We start from the raw sequence: 19,295 nt of genomic DNA on the forward strand, positions 1-19,295 counted from the left end.
GACCCCGCCGCGCCACGGCACCCCGAAACGCCCAAAACTCCGCGGCGGAGCCGCCGGAGCGCGGGGCCGGGTCCGGGGCACAGCCCCCACGCGGCCGAGCCGCACAACGACACAGCCGAAGGGGCGGGGCGGGGAACAAGCCAGGCACCCGCCCCACCTCGCCCCGCACACGCGGACGTCCGTCCAGAATGGCCGGGCGACCAAACCACACGAGAGGCGGACCAACCGTGCAGCAGGACCTCATCGCGCGGGCCAGCGCGTGGCTGGCGGAGGACCCGGACAGTGAGACCCGGGACGAGCTCGCCAAGCTCATCGAGGCGAAGGATGTCGCCGAGCTCGCCGCGCGGTTCGGCGGCACGCTGGAGTTCGGGACGGCCGGGCTGCGCGGCGAGCTCGGGGCCGGGCCCATGCGGATGAACCGGGCCGTGGTGATCCGGGCGGCCGCCGGGCTCGCCGCGCATCTCAGGGCGAAGGGCCAGGGCGACGGCCTCGTCGTCATCGGCTACGACGCCCGGTACAAGTCCGTCGACTTCGCGCGCGACACCGCCGCGGTGATGGTCGGCGCCGGGCTCCGCGCCGCCGTGCTGCCGCGCCCGCTGCCGACCCCCGTGCTCGCGTTCGCCATAAGGAATCTCGGCGCGGTGGCCGGGGTCGAGGTCACCGCAAGCCACAACCCGCCGCGCGACAACGGCTACAAGGTCTACCTCGGCGACGGCTCGCAGATCGTGCCGCCCGCCGACGCCGAGATCGCCGCGGAGATCGCCGCAGTGGCGAGTCTGGACGACGTACCGCGCGCCGAGAGCGGCTGGGAAACCCTCGGCGACGAGGTCCTGGACGCCTATCTGGCGCGTACGGACGCGGTTCTGACCCCCGGCTCCCCCCGCACGGCCCGCGTCGTCTACACGGCCATGCACGGCGTCGGCAAGGACGTGCTGACCGCCGCCTTCGCCCGTGCCGGATTCGCCGAGCCCGTCCTCGTACAGGAGCAGGCCGAGCCCGACCCGGCGTTCCCGACGGTCTCGTTCCCCAACCCGGAGGAGCCGGGGGCGATGGATCTCGCCTTCGCGACCGCCCGCCGGGTCCGGCCCGACATCGTCATCGCCAACGACCCCGACGCGGACCGGTGCGCCGTCGCCGTCCCGGACGGCGGGGACTGGAAGATGCTCCGCGGCGACGAGGTCGGCGCGCTGCTGGCCGAGCACCTGGTCCACAAGGGCGCACGGGGCACGTTCGCCGAGTCGATCGTGTCCTCCTCCCTGCTGGGCCGGATCGCCGACGCGGCGGGGCTGCCGTATGAGGAGACGCTGACCGGCTTCAAGTGGATCGCCCGTGTCGAGGGCCTGCGTTACGGCTACGAGGAGGCGCTCGGCTATTGCGTCGACCCCGAGGGCGTACGCGACAAGGACGGCATCACCGCCGCGCTGCTCGTCGCCGAGCTGGCCTCCGAGCTGAAGGAGCAGGGCCGCACGCTCACCGATCTGCTCGACGACCTCGCCGTCGCGCACGGGCTGCACGGCACCGACCAGCTGTCCGTGCGGGTCGAGGATCTGAGCATCATCGCGAACGCCATGCGCCGGCTGCGCGAGCAGCCGCCGACCGTGCTCGCCGGGCTGCGGATCGTCTCGGCCGAGGACCTGAACCGGGGCACGGACAAGCTGCCGCCGACGGACGGCCTGCGCTACTACCTCGACGGCGAGTTCAAGGCGCGGGTCATCGTCCGCCCGAGCGGCACCGAGCCCAAGCTCAAGTGCTATCTGGAGGTCGTGGTCCCGGTCGGGGACGCGAGCGAGCTCGGGAACGCGCGCGAGCGGGCCGCCGAGATCCTGGACGGGATCAAGCGGGATCTGGCGGAGGCCGCGGGCATCTGACCCAGGACCCCGCCCCGCGGCGCGAAGCCGCCGGACGCACAGGGGCGTCAGCGCCCCGGTCCCGTCAGGGTGTCGGAAAGGGACGGGGCGGGGGCCCAGCAGCCCGCGCCCCGGACCGGCTCGGCCGGCGCGTCAGCCCGTCGCCAGCAGGATGACCAGCAGCACCGCACCCGCCACCGCGGGCGCCGCGATCTCGTACGCCCAGCGGGCCTGCGGCTCACCCTGCGCGCCCGGCTTGCCCGCATTGCGCTCCATCAGCTCCCGCAGATCCGCCATCGCCCGGTCCGCAGCGGGCAACAGAGGCGAGGAATGGGTGGAATCGGCGCCTGTCGGCATCCGGCCGCGCGTGGCGCCGTTCGCGGGCGAGAGCGGGCGCCGTGCTGCCCTCTTGCGCGCCCGCAACGAGACGGGGATGGCCCAGAGCTGGTACTTCGCACCCTCGTGGGTGACGACCTCGCTGGAGTACCCGGCCCGCACGTCCGCGACGGCCGCCCAGGGAATCGTGATCGTCCGGAAGGGGTTCCTGACCCGCATCCGGTCGTCGTTCGCGAAGACCGCGGGCCGCAGCGTGAAGGCGACCACCAGAGGGACGGCGAACAGCGCCCCGGCGAGGGCCGCCCACGGCGTGCGCCCCTCGCCCCGTACGACGGCGTCTCCGGCGAGCCAGGCGATGAGCGCGAGCAGCAGCACTCCCCCGGCCATCCCGGCGGGCGACCGGAAGACCCGGTCGGCGTACGTGGGCTCGCTGGGCTGCTGGGGACTCGTCATGGCTCCGATTCTGCCGTACGTCCCCGCCCGGCCGACCGGGTCCACCCCGCGCTAGGTCCTGTCCGGTCGATCAGGCCGGATCAGTGAGCGGGGTCTGGTGCGTGCAGATGCAAGGCGGAGGATGGAGCCGACGCGGAGCGTCGGCGACTGACGACAACGCGGCAGATGTGCGCACCAGGGCACGCGAGCCCGGCAAGATCGGCCGGACAGGACCTGGGGGACAAGCCCTCGGCCCCACCCCCTGTACAGGCCGCTACGCGCGTAGATATGCTCATCTGGTGACCATGCCCACCATCCCCACCGCATTCGCTGACGTGACCGCGTCCGACAGCACACTGCGGCGCTTCCTCCACGGCCTGCCCGGCGTCGACGCCGTCGGCCTGGAGGCCCGCGCCGCAGGGCTCGGTACGCGTTCGATCAAGACCACGGCCAAGGCGTACGCCATCGATCTGGCCATCTCGATGATCGACCTGACGACGCTCGAAGGCGCGGACACCCCGGGCAAGGTCCGGGCGCTCGCCGCCAAGGCCGTCCACCCCGACCCGACCGACCGCACCACTCCCTCGACCGCCGCGGTCTGTGTCTACCCCGACATGGCCGCGATCGCCGTCGAGGCCGTCAAGGGCTCCGGCGTCAAGGTCGCCTCCGTCGCCACCGCCTTCCCGGCCGGCCGCGCCGCGATCGACGTGAAGCTCGCGGACACCCGCGACGCCGTCGCCGCCGGGGCCGACGAGATCGACATGGTGATCGACCGCGGCGCCTTCCTCTCGGGCCGCTATCTCAAGGTCTTCGACGAGATCCGCGCCGTGAAGGAGGCCGCGGGCCCGGCCCGGCTGAAGGTCATCTTCGAGACCGGCGAGCTCTCCACGTACGACAACATCCGCCGCGCCTCCTGGCTCGGCATGATCGCCGGCGCGGACTTCATCAAGACCTCGACCGGCAAGGTCGCGGTCAACGCCACCCCCGCCAACACCCTGCTCATGCTGGAGGCGGTGCGCGACTACCGCGCGCAGACCGGCATCCAGGTCGGCGTGAAGCCCGCGGGCGGCATCCGCACCAGCAAGGACGCGATCAAGTTCCTGGTCCTGGTCAACGAGACCGTGGGTGCAGACTGGCTGCATAACCACTGGTTCCGCTTCGGCGCGTCGAGCCTGCTCAACGACCTGCTCCTGCAGCGTCAGAAGCTCGCCACCGGCCGTTACTCCGGCCCCGACTACGTGACGGTGGACTGATCACCATGGCATCTGCACCAGCATCTGTTTTCGAATACGCGCCCGCACCGGAATCGCGGTCGATCGTCGACATCGCACCGTCGTACGGCCTGTTCATCGACGGCGAGTTCACCGACTCCGCCGACGGCAAGGTCTTCAAGACCGTCTCCCCCTCCACCGAGGAGGTCCTCGCCGAGGTCGCCCAGGCCGGCACCGAGGACGTGGAGCGTGCCGTGAAGGCGGCCCGCAAGGCCTTCGAGAAGTGGTCGGCGCTGCCCGGCCAGGAGCGTGCCAAGTACCTCTTCCGTATCGCGCGGATCATCCAGGAGCGCTCGCGCGAGCTCGCCGTCCTGGAGACCCTCGACAACGGCAAGCCGATCAAGGAGACCCGCGACGCGGACCTTCCCCTCGTCGCGGCGCACTTCTTCTACTACGCGGGCTGGGCCGACAAGCTCGACCACGCCGGCTACGGCGCGAACCCGAGGCCCCTCGGCGTCGCGGGCCAGGTCATCCCCTGGAACTTCCCGCTGCTGATGCTCGCCTGGAAGATCGCCCCGGCGCTCGCCACCGGCAACACCGTGGTGCTGAAGCCCGCCGAGACGACCCCCCTCTCCGCCCTCTTCTTCGCGGACATCTGCCGCCAGGCGGGCCTGCCCAAGGGCGTCGTCAACATCCTTCCGGGATACGGCGAGACCGGCGCCGCACTCGTCGAGCACCCCGACGTCAACAAGGTCGCCTTCACCGGTTCGACCGCCGTCGGCAAGGCGATCGCGCGTTCCATCGCCGGTACGGACAAGAAGGTCACCCTGGAACTGGGCGGCAAGGGCGCGAACATCGTCTTCGACGACGCCCCCATCGACCAGGCCGTCGAGGGCATCGTCTCCGGCATCTTCTTCAACCAGGGCCAGGTCTGCTGCGCGGGCTCCCGCCTGCTGGTCCAGGAGTCGGTCGAGGACGAGGTGCTCGACTCCCTCAAGCGCCGGCTCTCGACGCTGCGCCTGGGCGACCCGCTGGACAAGAACACCGACATCGGTGCGATCAACTCCGCGGAGCAGCTGGCCCGTATCAAGGCCCTGACCGAGACGGGCGAGGCGGAGGGCGCCGAGCGCTGGTCCGCCCCGTGCGAGCTGCCGAGCTCCGGCTACTGGTTCGCGCCGACCCTGTTCACGAATGTCACGCAGGCGCACCGGATCGCGCGCGACGAGATCTTCGGCCCGGTCCTGTCCGTGCTGACGTTCCGTACGCCCGACGAGGCGGTCGCCAAGGCCAACAACAGCCAGTACGGCCTGTCGGCGGGCATCTGGACGGAGAAGGGCTCCCGCATCCTCGCGGTCGCGAACAAGCTCCGGGCCGGCGTCGTGTGGGCCAACACGTTCAACAAGTTCGACCCGACCTCGCCCTTCGGCGGCTACAAGGAGTCGGGCTTCGGCCGCGAGGGCGGCCGTCACGGTCTGGAGGCCTACCTCGATGTCTGAAGCGACTCGTCTTGGCGTCTTCAAGACCTACAAGCTGTACGTCGGGGGCAAGTTCCCCCGCTCCGAGAGCGGCCGGGTGTACGAGGTGACTGACTCGAAGGGCAAGTGGCTGGCCAACGCCCCGCTCTCCTCCCGCAAGGACGCGCGTGACGCCGTCGTCGCGGCCCGCAAGGCCTTCGGCAGCTGGTCGGGCGCGACCGCGTACAACCGCGGCCAGATCCTCTACCGCATCGCCGAGATGCTGGAGGGCCGCAGGGACCAGTTCGTACGCGAAGTGGCGGACGCGGAGGGCCTGTCCAAGTCGAAGGCCGCGGCCGTCGTGGACGCGGCGATCGACCGCTGGGTCTGGTACGCGGGCTGGACCGACAAGATCGGCCAGATCGTGGGCGGGGCGAACCCCGTCGCGGGCCCGTACTTCAACCTCTCCACCCCCGAGCCGACCGGTGTCGTGACAATCCTCGCGCCGCAGGAGTCGTCGTTCCTGGGGCTGGTCTCGGTGCTCGCCCCGGTGATCGCGACCGGCAACACCGCGATCGTGATCGCTTCGGAGAAGTCCCCGCTCCCGGCGCTCTCGCTCGGCGAGGTGCTGGCCACCTCCGACCTTCCCGGAGGCGTGGTCAACGTCCTCTCGGGCCGGACCGCGGAGATCGCGACTCCGCTGGCCTCGCACCAGGACGTCAACGCCATCGACCTCACCGGCGCCGATGACGTACTGGCGAAGGAGCTGGAGATCGCGGCGGCGGACAACCTCAAGCGCGTCCTTCGTCCACAGCCTGTGGATTTCTCGGCCGACCCCGGCACGCACCGCCTGACCGCCTTCCTGGAGACGAAGACGGTCTGGCACCCGACGGGCTCCCTCGGCGCGTCCGGCTCGGCGTACTGACCGGTCCGGCCCCATGGCCGAGCCCCCTGCCGTCCCGTCCGACGGCAGGGGGCTCCTTCATGCCCGGCCAAGGCCGCTCAGGCCCGGCTCAAGCCCTGCTCAAAAGGGCAGCATCGCGGAGGCGCCGCCCACCACCGGCAGGTCTTCGAGTGCCTGGCCCTCGGTCAAGTGGCCCGTCGCCGTCGTCGTGCCGACCGGCTTGAAGTCGGCGACCTGGGTGGTGACGCCGTTGTTCAACGGGTCGACACCGGTCCTGGCCAGCGGGTTGAGCGGGAGGCTCTTGAGCTGCCCGACACCGGCCACCGAGTTGGTGACCACGCCGGCCGGACCCTGGGCCTGGCCCGCGTCGAGCATGTCGAGGCCCACGGGTGCCGTCGGCGCGGCATGCGCTGCGGCCTCACCCGCGCCGAGGGCCGCGGCCACCGCCGCGACGGTCAGACCCGCGCGCAGCAGGGTGAGCCGCCGGGACTGGGGAGCTGTGTGACGTGCCATGGGATTCCTGACTGAGTGGGTAATCGGACGAGCACGCAGCGTAGTTGAGGTGTGATGCTCAATACCAACGCCCGACCCGAGGGGTCCCCTTCACGGGTCAATGCCTCACACTGGTGTCCCGTGACCTCTTCCCCCATGCCCACTCGTGTCGTGCTGCTCTCGGGTCCCTCCGGTTCCGGAAAGTCCTCCCTCGCCGCCCGTACCGGCCTGCCGGTCCTGCGCCTGGACGACTTCTACAAGGAGGGCGACGACCCGACGCTCCCGCTGGTCGCGGGCAGTTCGGACATCGACTGGGACTCCCCGGCGTCGTGGGACGAGGACGCGGCGGTGGCGGCGGTCGCGGAGCTGTGCCGTACGGGACGTACGACAGTGCCCGTGTACGACATCGCCACGAGCTCGCGCGTCGATGTGGAGGCGTTCGCGATCGACCGCACGCCGTTGTTCGTGGCCGAGGGGATCTTCGCGGCGGACATCGTCGCGCGCTGCCAGGAACTGGGCGTACTGGCGGACGCGCTGTGCCTGCGCGGCCGCCCGTCGACGACGTTCCGCCGACGGCTGGCACGGGATCTGCGCGAGGGCCGCAAGTCGGTGGGCTTCCTGCTGCGCCGCGGCTGGCGCCTGATGCGCGCGGAACGGGGCATCGTGGCCCGCCAGACGGAACTGGGCGCGTACCCCTGCGGCAAGGCCGAGGCCCTCGGCCGCCTCGCGGCCGCGGCGGCGGGCCGCCGCAGGGCGCCTGCGGCGCGCACGATGGCGTGACGGGGTTCTCCCCACCCACCCGCCCGTGAATATGGGGTACGCGGTACCCCCACACCCCTGCGGTTCGCGGCAGCTTCGCGCTGCGCGTGTGCGGAGCCGCTGCGCAAAGCGCAGGGCCATGCCTGCGGTCGGCCGCAGCTGCACCCCGCGCCCGGCGCCGGTACACAAGTCCCGCGCCGTGCGATCGCGGGGACGTACGGAAACCCGGGCCCCGGAACTGGGCGGAGCTCAGAGCGCTCCCCGAACCCGCGGCGCCGGTTCAGGCGCAAAACGCAGCGGGGCCGGACAAGACCCCCCGGCCTGTCCGGTCCCGCTCTGTATCCCCCGTGACCCCCGTGGTCCCCCGTTCCCGCCGTCTCCCCCGAAACGGCGGCCCCGTTCCCCCCGTTGCCCTCAGGCCACCAGCTCGCCGAAGGACTCTTCCTCGTCACGGCCGAAGCTGAGGACCTCGTCCTCGCGCAGCCGGCGGAGCGACCGCCAGATGCTCGACTTCACCGTGCCGACACTGATGTCCAGGATTTCCGCGATCTCCGGGTCGGTGCGGCCCTCGTAGTAGCGAAGGACCAGCATCGTCCGCTGGAGTTCGGGCAGCCTGGCCAGCGCCTGCCAGAGCACCGCGCGCAGTTCCGTACCCCGCATCGCGTCGGTGTCGCTCGCCGTCTCCGGCAGCTCCTCCGTCGGGTACTCGTTGAGCTTGCGCCGGCGCCACGCGCTGATGTGCAGGTTGGTCATCGTGCGGCGCAGATATCCCCCGACCGCCGCCTTGTCGCTGATCCTGTCCCAGGCCCGGTACGTCGAGAAGAGGGCGCTCTGCAGCAGATCCTCCGCCTCGAACCGGTCCCCGGTCAGGTGGTACGCGGTCGCGTACAGAGAGGCGCGGCGTTCCTGCACGTAGGCGGTGAACTCCGCCTCCGACAGGCTCGCCCGCTCCCCCGCGGCCTCTCCGTACGCCGCACCGCTTGCCCCCATGTTCGCGTCAACGACCGTCATGTACGACGGCTTGTGCTGACGCCCGGCGCTGCGAACGCACCCCCGTCCGTTCACCGCGCCGGACTTCTCGGTGCTCCTCACGACGTCGTGGAGACGCGTGACAACTGCGCTTGAGTTGGTGCTGTGCAGTGCGTTCATCTCGCGCCCCCCGTCGAGTGGAGTCTGTTTCCGTCCGTGTGCAGAAAAGATTGCCCGGGCAGTTTCATGGCGCTGTCCGTCGACTGTCACAGGCCTGTCACAGGGCCCGGCGGAGCCTCGTTGATCAGCGGTCCGGGTCCGGTCGGGACCCCCTCGCGAACCGCGGAACAAAGCGCTCGAAACGCCTCTCACAAGGGGAGGAGTCGTGTGAGAGCGCTCCAGCAGTCGAACTCCGGCTCCCCCATGGGACAGAATGACCTCCGTGCCTTTCCTGTTGCTGATCGAGGACGACGACGCCATCCGCACGGCCCTCGAACTCTCGCTGTCACGCCAGGGCCACCGAGTGGCCACCGCGGCGACGGGCGAGGACGGCCTGAAACTGCTGCGCGAGCAGCGGCCGGACCTGGTCGTGCTGGATGTGATGCTCCCCGGGATCGACGGTTTCGAGGTGTGCCGGCGCATCAGGCGCACCGACCAGCTGCCGATCATTCTGCTGACCGCACGCAGCGACGACATCGATGTGGTCGTGGGTCTTGAGTCGGGCGCGGACGACTATGTCGTCAAGCCCGTGCAGGGCCGTGTGCTGGACGCCCGGATCCGTGCCGTACTGCGGCGCGGTGAGCGGGAGTCCACGGATTCGGCGACCTTCGGCTCGCTGGTGATCGACCGCTCCGCGATGACGGTCACCAAGAACGGCGAGGATCTGCAGCTCACCCCGACCGAGCTGCGGCTGCTCCTCGAACTGAGCCGCAGGCCCGGGCAGGCGCTGTCGCGGCAGCAATTGCTGCGGCTGGTGTGGGAGCACGACTACCTCGGCGACTCACGACTGGTGGACGCGTGTGTGCAGCGGCTGCGGGCGAAGGTGGAGGACGTACCGTCCTCGCCGACCCTGATCCGTACGGTGCGCGGTGTGGGTTACCGGCTGGACGTTCCCCAGTGAGAGATGCGCACGCCATGACCCCCGTGAACGGAAGCACTCGGTGAGCGGTGCCGCAAAGCGCGCGATACTCGCCGGACTTCGCTGGACGAGCCTGCGGCTCCGTCTCGTCGTCGTCTTCGCCCTGGTCGCGCTGACCGCCGCCGTGTCCGCCTCGGGCATCGCGTACTGGCTCAACCGGGAAGCCGTGCTGACCCGTACCCAGGACTCGGCGCTCGGCGACTTCCGCCAGGGGATGCAGAACCGGGCCGCCGCGCTGCCGCTGCGGCCCACCCAGAGCGAACTGCAGAAGACCGCCGAGCAGATGGCCGGAGGCAACGCCGGCTACAGCGTGCTGCTCATCGGCGAGCGCGACAAGGGCAAGCCGATCGTCGGCGCCTCCAACGCGGACAACTTCACGCTCGACGACGTCCCGGCCAAGCTGCAGGAGGCCGTCAACGAGCGCCAGGGCGTCGGCGCGGGCAACTCCGTCCCGTACCACCTCTACTGGCAGCGCACCCAGCGCCGCGGCAAGCCCTATCTGGTCGGCGGCACGCGGATCATCGGCGGCGGCCCGACCGGCTACGTGTTCAAGTCGCTGGATCAGGAGCGCCAGGACCTCAACTCCCTGGCCTGGTCTCTGGGGATCGCCACCGCGCTGGCCCTGGTCGGCTCGGCGCTGCTGGCGCAGGCCGCCGCGACCACCGTCCTCAAGCCGGTGCACCGGCTGGGCGAGGCGGCCCGCAGGCTCGGCGAGGGCAAGCTCGACACCCGGCTGCGGGTCTCGGGCACGGACGAACTCGCCGAGCTGGCAAGGACGTTCAACAAGACAGCCGAGTCGCTGGAGAAGAAGGTCGCGGACATGAGCGCGCGGGAGGAGTCCAGCCGCCGCTTCGTCGCCGACATGTCGCACGAGCTGCGCACCCCGCTGACCGCGCTCACCGCCGTCACCGAGGTGCTGGAGGACGAGGCCGACAGCCTCGACCCGATGATCGCGCCCGCCGTGAACCTGGTGGTCAGCGAGACCAGGCGGCTCGGTGATCTCGTCGAGAACCTGATGGAGGTCACCCGCTTCGACGCGGGCACGGCCAGGCTCGTCCTGGACACGGTCGACGTCGCCGACCAGGTGACCGCCTGCATCGACGCGCGGGCCTGGCTGGACGCGGTGGACCTGGACGCCGAGCGCGGGATCATGGCGCTGCTCGATCCGCGCAGGCTCGATGTGATCCTGGCGAATCTGATCGGCAACGCACTCAAGCACGGCGGTTCGCCGGTACGGGTGTCGGTGCGGCCGGTCGACCACGAGCTGCTGATCGAGGTACGGGACCACGGGCCGGGCATTCCCGAGGACGTACTGCCGCATGTCTTCGACCGCTTCTACAAGGCGAGCGCCTCGCGGCCGCGCTCCGAGGGCAGTGGACTCGGGCTGTCGATCGCGATGGAGAACGCCCATATCCACGGCGGCGACATCACCGCGGCCAATTCGGCGGACGGCGACGGCGCGGTGTTCGTGCTGCGGCTGCCGCGCGACGCCTCGTCGCTGAACGACGGCGACGGACACGGCGACACGGACGCGGACCAGGACCCCGCGGACGACCGGGGAGAGGAAGGCGCGCAGTGACACCCGTGAAGGGCCGTACCCGGCGCACGGCAGCGGCAGTCGCCGTACTCATGGGCGTGGCCGTCCTCGGCGGCTGCGGGATCCGGCCCACCCAGGTGCCCGTCGACGCCGGTCCCGCGCCCTCGCGGGTGCCCTGCGAGGTGACCGGGGAGAACCTCACGCCCCAGGCACAGCCGCAGGGCGTCCCGGTCCGCGTCTATCTGGTCTGCGCCTCCCAGCTGGCGTCCGTGGACCGTACGGCTCCGATGTCGGACGCGAAGGCGGGCGACAGCCGTCTTCGGGTCGCCCAGGCGCTCCTCGACCAGCTCGAGAAGGAGCCTTCGGCGCCGGAGCACGAGGCGGGCTTCGCCACGTACGTACGAGGGCCCCTCACCCTGAGCGGCGCGCGCAAGGGAGATCCGGCGGGGACGCTGCGGCTGAGCCGCCAGCCGGAGGATCTGCCGACGGCGGCGCTCGCCCAGATCGTGTGCACCTTCGCGGAGAGCCGGGCGGCGGCGACGGACGGTTCGGTGCTGCTGGGCGGGCCCGGGGAATACGCGCCCCGCGGGTACCAGTGCTCGGCCGGAACCAAGGAGCGGCCGGAGGAGGCCGTGCCGACGCTCGGCGCGCTGCCCTCGGCGTCGTAGCGCGTCCGGCCGTGCGTCCCCCGGCCCACTCCCGGGCGTCCTCCCGAGCCTCCGGCGGAGCTTCCTCTTCGAGGCGGGCGGAACCGATTCGCGGGAAGCGTGCGTCTTGGGGGGCGTGCAGCGTCAAGGTTCGGCAGGCAGTGCCGCCATCCACTTCCGCGCGGCGGGGGTCATCCTCCTCCTCGCGCATCTGCTGCTCGTTTCCTGGCTGATGCTGCGCCCCCTCGACGTGGTGTGGGTGACGGCCGCGAATCTCGAGCCGCTCGCCGGTATAAAGGCGGATCTCGCGCTGGGCCCGGTGGAGGCCGCGCGCCGGATCGGCGAAGGTCTGCTGCTGCTCGCGCCCCTCGGCGTACTGCTGCCCATGGCGGGCGGCAAGCTCACCGTCTCTCCGCTGGCCTCGCTGACCCGTACGGTCGCGGCCGGGGCCCTGCTGTCGCTCGGCATCGAGCTGCTGCAGACCGGGGTCCCCGGCCGGGTACTCGACGTGGACTCGCTGCTGCTGAACACGGCCGGGGTGGCCCTGGCCCATCTGGCCGTCGTGCCCGCCGGCCGGGCCCGGCTGCGCCGCAGGCACGGGCGGACGTCCGCGGCGGGCTCCTCCCGGCGGCAGCGCGGGGCCATGCTGCGGGATGACGCGTCTCAGGGGGCGACCCCGACGATTCCCAGGGTCGGGATCGCACCGTAGAGCGACGCTTTGACCCCCCTCGCGGAGCCACCATGGATGCATCGGGAGCACGACAGAGATGCTCCCCCGGAAGGTTCTCGAAGGAGCCCACCATGGCCGCACTTGTCCGCCCCCGAGACGGACGCATGATCGGCGGAGTGTGCGCAGCGCTGGCACGGCGCTTCGGCACCTCTGCGACGACGATGCGTGTGATCTTTGTTGTCTCGTGTCTGCTGCCCGGACCGCAGTTTCTGATCTACCTGGCGCTCTGGGCGCTGCTGCCCTCGGAGAAGACCGCCAGTACGGCCTGGTAGTACGCATCCGGACGGACCGGCCGGACCGGGCCCGGCCGTCTCAGCCGGCGAGCACCTGGGCGACCTTCGCCAGCTGCTTGTCGGCAACCTCCTGAGGGACCCGCGGCACGGTACGCCGCGCCAGGTCGAGCGCCATGAAACGCGCCACGGTCGCGCCCTTGCGCACCACGACCAGATGGATCGGGACCTGGGAGCCGTCGCCCGACCCCACAGTGGTCCAGCTGACGGTCTCGTCGGCGCCGCCGACGGTGAAGGCCGCGGTCTTCACCTCGCGGTAGTCGCCGCTGCGGCCGTCGACGGTCGCGCTGAAACCCTCGCCGCAGCCGGCGACCGCCGACGTGAGCGACTGCATCAGCTTTCCTGCCGCCGCCTCGCTGTACGAACTGAGCGAGGCGGACACCGCGAGGCCGAGGCTCTCCAGGGAGCCGAGCCCACGGTTGACGGTGTCCCGCGCCTGCGGGCTCGGCCTGTCGCCCATCGCGTCGGCGAGCGGCTGGCACTGGTGCCTGTCGGCAGCGGGCTGTCCGGAGGGCACGAGCGCGCTCTTCCCCGGGGACACCTGGAAGCCGGCCAGGTCGCCGGTGGCCAGCGCGGCCCGCTCCAACTGGGGCCCGCTGAGCGGCTCGGATGCGTCGGCACCGCCCTTGGCGGTGTCGGGGCTGCGGCCCTTCTGCGTACCGGCAGGGCTGCTCGTGTCCTTGGCGGTCTGCTTGCCGTCGTCACTCGTACAGGCCGTGGCCAGCAGGAGCGCGGGGACGGTGACAAGTGCGGTCAGTCCTGCGGTCTTCACGCGCATGGCGGCGATCCTGGCACACGGAAGTGGGGCGCACACCCGGTTCGGATGTGCGCCCCACTTCCGTGTACGGAGCCGTACGGAGTCTGCGCAGTGCGTCAGCCGCCCAGACCCGGAAGGGCGCCGGTGGGCAGACCGCTGGTGGGCAGAGCGCCCGTGGGCAGACCGCTGGTGGCCGTGCCGACCGGCAGGCCACCGAGCAGGCCGCCGACCGGGTCGGCCGCGCCTCCGTTGGGCAGCACCTTGGTGGCCGCCCCCTGGACGGTGCCCGGCAGCGTGCTGGCGCCGCCCGCCAGCGACTCCGGAGCACCGGCCGGAAGCTGCGTCAGAGCCTCCTGGACGGGCGCGACGCTGGTGACGGTGTCCAGCGGGAGGGCGGAGTCGGGGAGCGCGGGCGCGGCGGTCGCGGTGCCCGCGGCGGCAGCGGCGAAGGCGGCGCCGAGAGCGGCGACACCGAGAGTCTTGGCAGCAGACTGCTTCATCAGGGATGAGTCCTTGGGACGGGGATATCGAGCGGCTCTGCAAGCTAGCCAGCCGTACTCTGCGCCCGCAAACACCACGAAGCGGCCGGGTGTTGACGGTCCCGGCCGCTTCGGAGTACTCGCGCTCAGTCCTCGACGGGGGAAGAGTCGCTGGTCGTGGCGGTTTGCCGGAACAGCCATTCGGATTTCAACTCGGCGTAACCCGGCTTGATGACGTCGTTGATCATCGCCAGTCGTTCATCGAAAGGAATGAACGCCGACTTCATCGCATTGACGGTGAACCACTGCATGTCGTCGAGCGAGTATCCGAAAGTGTCGGTCAGCAGCTCGAATTCCCGGCTCATGCTGGTGCCGCTCATCAGCCGGTTGTCGGTATTGACGGTTGCCCTGAAGTGGAGTTTGCGCAGCAGTCCGATGGGGTGCTCGGCATATGAAGTGGCCGCGCCGGTCTGCAGATTGGAGGTCGGGCAGAGCTCCAGCGGGATGCGCTTGTCCCGTACGTATGCGGCGAGCCGTCCCAGCTTCACGGCGCCGTCCTCGGACACCTCGATGTCGTCGATGATCCGCACACCGTGCCCGAGCCGGTCGGCGCCGCACCACTGGAGCGCCTGCCAGATGGACGGCAGTCCGAAGGCCTCGCCGGCGTGGATCGTGAAGTGGTTGTTCTCCCGCTTCAGATACTCGAAGGCGTCAAGGTGACGGGTGGGCGGGAAGCCCGCCTCGGCGCCCGCGATGTCGAAGCCGACGACGCCCATGTCACGGTAGCTGTTGGCGAGTTCGGCGATCTCCAGGGCGCGGGCGGCGTGCCGCATCGCGGTCAGCAGGGCGCCGACGCGGATACGGTGACCGCTCGCGCGGGCCCGCCGCTCGCCCTCGCGGAAGCCCTCGTTCACAGCCTCGACGACCTCTTCGAGGGAGAGCCCGGCTTCCAGGTGCTGCTCGGGGGCGTAGCGCACCTCGGCATAGACGACGCCGTCCTCGGCGAGATCCTCCGCGCATTCGGCGGCGACGCGGAACAGGGCGTCACGGGTCTGCATGACGGCGCAGGTGTGCGCGAACGTCTCCAGATAGCGCTCCAGGGAGCCGGAGTCGGCGGCCTCGTGGAACCAGATGCCGAGCTTGTCGGGCTCGGTCTCGGGAAGCGCTTCATAGCCCGTCTCGCGGGCGAGTTCGATGATCGTGCCCGGACGAAGCCCGCCGTCGAGGTGATCGTGGAGGAGCACCTTCGGAGCGCGGCGGATCTGGTCCGCGTTGGGCGTGTTGAGGGTCTGGCTCGTCATCTGCGCACTCTAGCCCCTACGCGCGTAGAGAGCGCCGCGTCGATACGTAACAGTGACCGTGCGTACGGGTGGAGTACACCTGTCCTTCTGAGACTGTTCTGCCATGGCAGACCACGCACTGCCCCTTTGGTGGGGGCGTCCGGAAGGCGCGGCGGCAGCGACGGTGGCAAGGGGAGCGCGAGTGAGCCGGACGCCGCCGAGTGCGCGGCTGGGCAGGCCGGCCGGCGGACGCGCGTTCGGCACGGACTCGGCGGTGGGCGGGGTGGTGCTGCTGCTCCCTGACGGCGAACCGGAGTCAGTACGCCGTCCCTCACCGCTGTCGTACGCGGCGGCGCTCCCGCTGGGCCGCACGCTGGCCCGCGCGGGCCGCACGGACGGCCTGGCGGTGCACGCGGTCCACTACCGCTGCCGCGGCTGGAACGGCCCGGACGCGCACCTGGCGGCGGACGCGACATGGGCGGTGGACGAGGTGGTACGGCGCTACGGCGACGTCCCCGTCTGCCTCGCGGGCCACGGCATGGGCGGCCGGGCAGCCCTCCGGGCGGCGGGCCACCCGGCGGTCAACTCGGTGCTGGCGATGGCTCCCTGGCTGCCGGAGGACGATGTGGCGGCCACGCCGGAGCCGGTGAAACAGCTGGTGGGCCGCCAGGTGATGATCGTGCACGGCACGAACGACGCGCGTACGGACCCGGAGCTCTCCTACCGCCTGGCGGAACGCGCGAAGAAGTCGAACCGCGACACGTGCCGCTTCGAGGTCCACTCGGACGGTCATGCGCTGCGCCAGCACCACGAGGAAGTCCTGGCGCTGGCAGCGGACTTCGTCCTGGGCGCCCTGTTCACCCGCACCTACGCCCGCCCGGTGGCCGACGCCCTGGCGGCCCCGCCGCCCCTGGGCCTGCGCATGCCGCTGGCGGCAGGCTTCGGCCGCTCGCTGCGCAGCTGACCCGAGCCCCTGCCGACCGCGCAGGCGTCGGCACGGGGTGCACCCAGGTCCGCGCCGCCCGGGCTCGGGGCTTCGCCCGGGCCGAAACCCTGGCCGCCCACCGCGCGAAGCTGCGGCCACGCAGCGCAGCTGCCCCGCCGACGCCCTCGCGGCCCCGCCGCCCCTGGGCCTGCCTGCCGACCGCGCGGGCGGAGCGCGCGCGCCCCCTCCCCGCAGGGCGGTCCTTAGTCGCGCCGAGCGCGGAGCTGCCGCGCCGCCCGCGCACCGGGCCTTTCGGCCGGGCGAAGCCCTGGCCGCCCGCCGCCGCGCGGCTGCGGCCCCCGGCGGGCGTCGCATTTGCTCAGGCGCCCGTACCAGCACGGGGTACTGCCCGCCCCGGGAACGGGCCCGACTCGGCTCGCGGCACGGACGGGGGCTCGTGCAGCGCGAACCCGCCCCGCAGCCTGGCCCCGGGGCCCTGGCCAATTCGCCGGGCGAAGCCCTGGCCACCCACCGGGGGAAGCTGCGGCCACGCAGCGCAGCTGCCCCGCCGACGCGCCCCTGGCTGCCGGGCGCGAAGCTGCGGCGCTCCGGGGCAAGGGGTACCCCGTACCCCCGTATTCCAAGGGGCGGGCGGGTGGGGAACAACCCCCGGACGTCAGTCCGGCAGCAGATGGCCCCGGCGGGACAGCAGGAACCTCTTGAACGCCGCCACCGGTGCCGTGTCCACCTGGCCGTCCAGCCAGGCCACGCCGATTTCGCGGGCCGCCCGCGGGGACGTCACCGTCAGTTCGACCACTCCCGGGCGGGCCACCGCCGGGGGTGGGAGCAGGGCCACGCCCAGGCCCGCCGCGACCAGGCCGCGCAGGGTTTCCGCCTCCTCGCCCTCGAAGGCGACGCGCGGGGTGAAGCCCGCCTCCGCGCACAGGTCGTCGGTGATGCGCCGCAGGCCGTAGCCCGGCTCCAGGGTGACGAAGGTTTCGTCGGCCGCTTCGGCCAGGCGGATCCGCTTGCGGGCGGCCAGGCGGTGGTCGTCCGGGACCACCAGCCGCAGGCGCTGCTCGTCGAGGCGGCGGGCCACCAGGTCCGGTGCGTCCGGGACCGGTGAGGTCAGGCACAGGTCGAGCTCCCCGGCCCGCAGGCGCTCGATCATCGCCTCGCCGTAGTTCTGGACGAGGGTGAAGCGGATGCGCGGGTGGTCGGCCCTGAAGGCCCGGATCAGGCCGGGCACGGTCTCGGAACCCATCGTGTGGAGGAAGCCGAAGGCCACCTTCCCGGACGCCGGATCCGCGTCCGCCTGGACCGACTCCGCCGCCCGTTCCACCTCCGCGAGCGCGCGCTCCACGGACGTGAGGAAGGTCCGGCCCGCCGGCGTCAGTGAGACGGTGCGGCCCCTGCGGGCGAACAGCACGACCCCCAGGTCCTGTTCGAGGCGCACGATCGCCCGCGAGAGCGTCGACTGCGGCACCCCCATCTCCTGCGCGGCCCGCGTCACATGCTCGTGCCGGGCCACCCCGGCAAAGTACGCGAGCCGGGGAGCGAGCAGCAGCGCGATGTCTTCTTCGTAACTACTCGGTGACAGCCGCGCCTGTGAGCTGTGTTGATGCACCATGGGAACGATTATCGCCATTCCGTGCATTGGACGCATGAAATATCGCGGCCTACGTTCGAAGCATGTCTCCCGCCAGTACCAAGGCGTCCACCATCCCCGTGGACGCCCCCACCGACGACCGCCTGACGCCCTCCTCCCCCGGCTACCGCCGCATGAGCTTCGCGCTCTTCGCCGCCGGAGTGGCCACGTTCGCCCTCCTCTACTCCACCCAGGCGCTGCTGCCCGCCGTCTCCGCCTCCTTCGGCGTGAGCGCGAGCGCCGCCAGCTGGACGGTCTCCGCCGCGACGGGCGCGCTGGCCCTGTGCGTACTGCCGATGAGCGCACTGTCCGAGCGCTTCGGGCGGCGCTGGGTGATGACCGCCTCGCTCGCGGTCGCCGTCGTGGTCGGACTGCTCGTGCCGTTCGCGCCGAGCCTTGAGTGGCTGGTGGCACTGCGCGCCGTGCAGGGTGCGGCGCTCGCAGGTCTGCCGGCCTCGGCGATGGCGTATCTGGCGGAGGAGGTACGCCCCAAGGCACTGGTCGCCGCGATCGGCCTGTTCGTCGCGGGCAACAGCATCGGCGGCATGAGCGGCCGTATCGTCACCGGCTGGGTGGCCCAGCTCTGGGGCTGGCGCGCGGCGCTCGCCGCGGTCGGCCTGATGGCGGTGGTGTGCGCGCTGGTCTTCCGCGCGCTGCTCCCCAAGGCCCGTCATTTCACGCCCGGTTCGCTGAGTCCGAAGGCGCTCGCGAAGAGCGTCCGCGGCCATCTCGCCAACCCGCTGCTGCTGCGGCTGTACGCGATCGGCGCGCTGTTCATGACCGTCTTCGGCGCGGTCTACACGGTGATCGGCTACCGGCTGGTCGAGGCGCCGTTCTCTCTCCCGCAGGGCGTCATCGGCTCGATCTTCCTGGTCTACCTCGTCGGTACGGTGTCGTCGGCCGCCGCGGGCACGCTGGTCGCCCGCATGGGCCGCCGCGGGGCGCTGTATCTCGCGGTCACCACCACCGCCGCGGGCCTGCTGCTGTCGCTGGCGGACTCGCTGCCCGCCGTACTGCTGGGCCTGGTCCTGATCACCGCGGGCTTCTTCGCGGGCCACGCGGTCGCCTCCTCCGAGGTGAGCCGTACCGCGAAGACGGGCCGCGCCCAGGCCTCCGCGCTCTACCAGTCCGCGTACTACCTGGGCAGCAGCGCGGGCGGCACGCTCGGCGCGATCGCCTTCCACTCCGGCGGCTGGGCGGGCACGGTCCTGCTCGGTCTGCTCGCGGTGCTCGGCGTCGTGTCGATCACGCTGTACGGGACCCGGGTGGCCCGCGCCGAACACCGGCTGCTCCTCGCCACGGCCCGCCGCTGAACCAAGCGATTGTCCCGGCACCGACCCCGGCGCCGACATGCACTGAGATTCCATAGAGAATCCGTACAACTCCAACTCCCCGACGCGTGTCAAACCGACAGACGGCGAAGGGGAGTTGGTGGCTGTGACGAACACGAACGGGAGACG

General features: G+C 71.6%; 19 protein-coding genes. 12 read left to right on the top strand and 7 right to left on the bottom strand.

Going from position 1 to position 19,295, the window contains the following annotated elements; all coding sequences use genetic code 11:
- The first annotated feature begins 188 nt into the window (after positions 1-188).
- Positions 189-1,868, top strand: coding sequence for a phospho-sugar mutase (locus OHA61_RS13825; RefSeq protein ID WP_406303303.1), 1,680 nt, complete (start codon positions 189-191; stop codon positions 1,866-1,868).
- A gap of 132 nt (positions 1,869-2,000) precedes the next feature.
- Here the strand turns inward: OHA61_RS13825 and OHA61_RS13830 are convergent, their stop codons facing one another.
- Positions 2,001-2,636 (bottom strand): PH domain-containing protein, encoded by a 636-nt coding sequence (locus OHA61_RS13830; RefSeq protein ID WP_406303304.1) that lies wholly within the window; start codon positions 2,634-2,636, stop codon positions 2,001-2,003.
- 284 nt (positions 2,637-2,920) lie between these two features.
- Between OHA61_RS13830 and deoC the strand changes: the two genes are divergently transcribed.
- The 3 genes from deoC to OHA61_RS13845 are packed head-to-tail and all read left to right on the top strand — an operon-like array spanning position 2,921 to position 6,205.
- Positions 2,921-3,868, top strand: a complete 948-nt coding sequence (gene deoC / locus OHA61_RS13835; protein ID WP_406307349.1) for a deoxyribose-phosphate aldolase — start codon at positions 2,921-2,923, stop codon at positions 3,866-3,868.
- Positions 3,869-3,873: 5 nt separating this feature from the next.
- Positions 3,874-5,322 carry an aldehyde dehydrogenase family protein gene (locus tag OHA61_RS13840; protein ID WP_406303305.1) on the top strand — a complete coding sequence of 483 codons (1,449 nt, stop codon included), beginning with the start codon at positions 3,874-3,876 and terminating at the stop codon, positions 5,320-5,322.
- The gene (locus OHA61_RS13845) at positions 5,315-6,205 is read left to right on the top strand and encodes an aldehyde dehydrogenase family protein (RefSeq protein ID WP_406303306.1); all 891 of its coding nucleotides are present in this window, start codon (positions 5,315-5,317) and stop codon (positions 6,203-6,205) included. Before OHA61_RS13840 ends, OHA61_RS13845 begins: the two co-directional genes overlap by 8 nt.
- A 99-nt stretch (positions 6,206-6,304) precedes the next feature.
- Here OHA61_RS13845 and OHA61_RS13850 read toward each other — a convergent pair whose 3' ends face one another.
- Complete coding sequence (locus OHA61_RS13850) at positions 6,305-6,697, bottom strand: hypothetical protein (protein WP_324976382.1); 393 nt, start codon at positions 6,695-6,697, stop codon at positions 6,305-6,307.
- 54 nt (positions 6,698-6,751) lie between these two features.
- Here OHA61_RS13850 and OHA61_RS13855 point away from each other — a divergent pair, with 54 nt between their 5' ends.
- Complete coding sequence (locus tag OHA61_RS13855) at positions 6,752-7,456, top strand: uridine kinase (RefSeq protein WP_406303307.1); 705 nt, start codon at positions 6,752-6,754, stop codon at positions 7,454-7,456.
- A 393-nt stretch (positions 7,457-7,849) separates the two neighbouring features.
- On the opposite strand, the gene OHA61_RS13860 is transcribed toward OHA61_RS13855, so the two are convergent.
- On the bottom strand, positions 7,850-8,584 hold the full coding sequence (locus OHA61_RS13860; RefSeq protein ID WP_406303308.1) for a SigE family RNA polymerase sigma factor: 735 nt from the start codon (positions 8,582-8,584) through the stop codon (positions 7,850-7,852).
- 262 nt (positions 8,585-8,846) lie between these two features.
- Here OHA61_RS13860 and afsQ1 point away from each other — a divergent pair, with 262 nt between their 5' ends.
- From afsQ1 to OHA61_RS13885, 5 genes are all read left to right on the top strand, one after another.
- Positions 8,847-9,524, top strand: coding sequence for a two-component system response regulator AfsQ1 (afsQ1, locus tag OHA61_RS13865; RefSeq protein WP_324973057.1), 678 nt, complete (start codon positions 8,847-8,849; stop codon positions 9,522-9,524).
- Positions 9,525-9,564: 40 nt separating this feature from the next.
- Positions 9,565-11,121: an ATP-binding protein gene (locus tag OHA61_RS13870; protein ID WP_406303309.1), complete on the top strand. Its 1,557-nt coding sequence runs from the start codon at positions 9,565-9,567 to the stop codon at positions 11,119-11,121.
- The gene (locus tag OHA61_RS13875) at positions 11,118-11,747 is read left to right on the top strand and encodes a hypothetical protein (RefSeq protein WP_406303310.1); all 630 of its coding nucleotides are present in this window, start codon (positions 11,118-11,120) and stop codon (positions 11,745-11,747) included. Before OHA61_RS13870 ends, OHA61_RS13875 begins: the two co-directional genes overlap by 4 nt.
- Positions 11,748-11,862: 115 nt before the next feature.
- A complete protein-coding gene (locus tag OHA61_RS13880; protein ID WP_361902635.1) occupies positions 11,863-12,435 on the top strand; it encodes a VanZ family protein in 573 nt (190 codons plus the stop codon).
- Between the two features lie 92 nt (positions 12,436-12,527).
- Positions 12,528-12,728: a PspC domain-containing protein gene (locus OHA61_RS13885; protein WP_266486876.1), complete on the top strand. Its 201-nt coding sequence runs from the start codon at positions 12,528-12,530 to the stop codon at positions 12,726-12,728.
- Between the two features lie 40 nt (positions 12,729-12,768).
- Here OHA61_RS13885 and OHA61_RS13890 read toward each other — a convergent pair whose 3' ends face one another.
- The 3 genes from OHA61_RS13890 to OHA61_RS13900 form a co-directional block, all read right to left on the bottom strand.
- Positions 12,769-13,524, bottom strand: a complete 756-nt coding sequence (locus OHA61_RS13890) for a hypothetical protein (protein WP_406303311.1) — start codon at positions 13,522-13,524, stop codon at positions 12,769-12,771.
- A gap of 95 nt (positions 13,525-13,619) precedes the next feature.
- A complete protein-coding gene (locus tag OHA61_RS13895; protein WP_406303312.1) occupies positions 13,620-14,003 on the bottom strand; it encodes an ATP-binding protein in 384 nt (127 codons plus the stop codon).
- A 125-nt stretch (positions 14,004-14,128) separates the two neighbouring features.
- On the bottom strand, positions 14,129-15,283 hold the full coding sequence (locus OHA61_RS13900; protein WP_389372531.1) for an adenosine deaminase: 1,155 nt from the start codon (positions 15,281-15,283) through the stop codon (positions 14,129-14,131).
- Positions 15,284-15,545: 262 nt separating this feature from the next.
- Here OHA61_RS13900 and OHA61_RS13905 point away from each other — a divergent pair, with 262 nt between their 5' ends.
- Complete coding sequence (locus tag OHA61_RS13905) at positions 15,546-16,226, top strand: alpha/beta hydrolase (RefSeq protein ID WP_406307350.1); 681 nt, start codon at positions 15,546-15,548, stop codon at positions 16,224-16,226.
- Positions 16,227-16,863: 637 nt separating this feature from the next.
- On the opposite strand, the gene OHA61_RS13910 is transcribed toward OHA61_RS13905, so the two are convergent.
- Positions 16,864-17,817, bottom strand: coding sequence for a LysR family transcriptional regulator (locus OHA61_RS13910; protein ID WP_406303313.1), 954 nt, complete (start codon positions 17,815-17,817; stop codon positions 16,864-16,866).
- Positions 17,818-17,879: 62 nt separating this feature from the next.
- On the opposite strand from OHA61_RS13910, the gene OHA61_RS13915 reads away from it, so the two are divergent.
- Positions 17,880-19,148, top strand: coding sequence for an MFS transporter (locus tag OHA61_RS13915; RefSeq protein ID WP_406303314.1), 1,269 nt, complete (start codon positions 17,880-17,882; stop codon positions 19,146-19,148).
- Positions 19,149-19,295 lie beyond the last annotated feature (147 nt).

Source organism: Streptomyces sp. NBC_00885 (assembly GCF_045207475.1).
Taxonomy (GTDB): Bacteria; Actinomycetota; Actinomycetes; order Streptomycetales; family Streptomycetaceae; genus Streptomyces.